Genomic DNA, 2,049 nt, shown 5'->3' with positions numbered 1-2,049 from the left:
CCGCTCAGCGCGCCGCGCGGCCCGCTGCGCCAGCAATGGGAACGGCGCTTGGCCGGCGTGGTCGCTTGCTTCGAGCCAGACCTGATCGTGCTGGCCGGCTTTATGCGCGTACTCTCGGCAGTGTTTCTCGATCAGTTTCCCAACCGGGTCATCAACCAGCACCCGGCGCTTTTGCCCGCCGATGGCGGCGATACTGTCACCACCAGCAGCGGGATTGTCATTCCGGCCCTGCGCGGTGCGCACGTGGTAGCCGACGCCATTCGCCTTGGTCTGCCGGTCACCGGTTGTACGATCCACCGGGTGACGCCGCGGGTTGATGATGGCCCGATTTTGGCCAGCGCCGAAGTGCCGGTGATGCCCGGCGACACGGTTGAATCGTTGCACGAACGGATCAAGGCGGTGGAGCGGCGGTTAATCGTGGCCACCGTCAACCGGTTATTGGGGCAATAAACCGGTGATTGGGTACGGCAGTTCGTAGAGCCGCACGGCTGTGCGGCTTCCCGTCATTCCCGCCGCAACAACGCCAACGTCAATATGATCCCGCCGGTGACCACCCCACCCACGCCGAAAAACAACAACGTCCACGGCAACCAGCCGTACCATTCAAAGGCCCGCATCGCCACCACCAGCACCGCTACGCCGAGAATAAACGCTGATACGACTAGCGCCAGCGCCACACGGTTCGCCGCGCCGATCAGCGCACCAGCTACCCGCCGCAACTCCACTTCACGGGTTTGCAGGTGCAACTCGCCTTCGTTGAGGCGTTGCAGGCTCTGACTAATCTGTTCGGGAATCTCAAACGCCAGCTCAACCAACTCACGCCCGCCGGCCAACGCTTGCGCACCCAACGCTACCGGCGTGATCTGCTCGCGCAAGGCGCGCTGGATGTACGGACGAGCCGCGGCAAAGACATCAAGCGTGGGATCGAGCTGCATCCCCAGCCCTTCCATCATCACGATCGTCTTGAGCAGCGTGGCCAGCGGGCCAGGAATAATCAGCCGGTGCCGGCGCAACAGCGCCGTTAAGCCATCAAAGGTCTCGCGGGCCGAAATTTGGCCTAACGGGCGATCGACGAACCCATCGACGAACCGTTCGAGATCGCGGCGCAACGCCGCCGTCGCGGCCCGGCGCGGAATTACGCCGAGCCGTTCGAGCGCGCGCAGCAAGCTTTGGCTGTCGTGGTTGATCAGCGCCCCCATCATCAAAAGCAACCCTTGCATCGTAGCGTGATCGAGCACGCCGACCTGCCCAAAATCGACCACGCCCAACACCTTGCCATCAATGACGAAGAAATTACCCGGATGCGGATCGCTGTGGAAAAAGCCATGCCCGAAAATCTCTTCGAGCGTAATCTCGACACTCATACAGGCCAGCCGGGGCAAATCAACCTCAGCCGCGCGCAACGCCGCCATATCGTTCAGCTTGATGCCGGTTATCCGCTCGATGGTGAGGACGCGAGTATCGGTATATTCCCAGTAGACGCGCGGGATGTAGATGTGCGGATTGCCGCAAAACATCTGGCGAAAGCGATCGGCGTTGCGTCCCTCGCGCACATAATCAAGTTCGGCGCGGAGCGTGGCGCTAAACTCCCAAACAATCTCGCTCAGGTTATATTGGGCAGCCAAGGCCAGCCGTTCTTGGGCCAACGCCGCGAGATCGGCCAAAATCGCTAAATCGGTTTGAATGCGATTAGCAATATCGGGCCGCTGCACCTTCACCACCACCGGCGTGCCATCAAACAAGACCGCCGCATGCACTTGCCCCAACGACGCCGCCGCGAACGGCTCGCGCTCAAAGGAAGCGAACAAGCGGTCGATCGGCTGACCAAACGTGGTTTCGATCAACGCCACCGCCTGCGCGCCGGGGAATGGCGGCACTGTATCTTGCAGCTTGCTCAGTTCGGCTACCATATCGGCTGGCAGCAAGTCAGGGCGCGTGCTGAGCGCTTGGCCCAGTTTGACAAAGGCCGGGCCTAGCGCAACCAACGCCTCGCGCAACCGCTCGGCGCTGCCCAATGGCGGCGGGGCCGGCGCGCGCAGAATGGCGCGG

At 62.3% G+C, this 2,049-nt stretch carries 2 protein-coding genes; one reads left to right on the top strand and one right to left on the bottom strand.

Translation table 11 applies throughout. The features are described from left to right. Positions 1-450 (top strand): formyltransferase family protein (locus tag U9R81_RS10800; RefSeq protein WP_322495462.1); only part of this gene is annotated, 450 nt, incomplete at its 5' end. A gap of 53 nt (positions 451-503) precedes the next feature. On the opposite strand, the gene U9R81_RS10795 is transcribed toward U9R81_RS10800, so the two are convergent. After that, positions 504-2,049 (bottom strand): ABC1 kinase family protein (locus tag U9R81_RS10795; protein WP_322495461.1); only part of this gene is annotated, 1,546 nt, incomplete at its 5' end.

It is taken from the genome of Chloroflexus sp., from assembly GCF_034435895.1.
Taxonomy (GTDB): Bacteria; Chloroflexota; Chloroflexia; order Chloroflexales; family Chloroflexaceae; genus Chloroflexus.
This window is presented reverse-complemented; position numbering and strand designations above follow the sequence as displayed.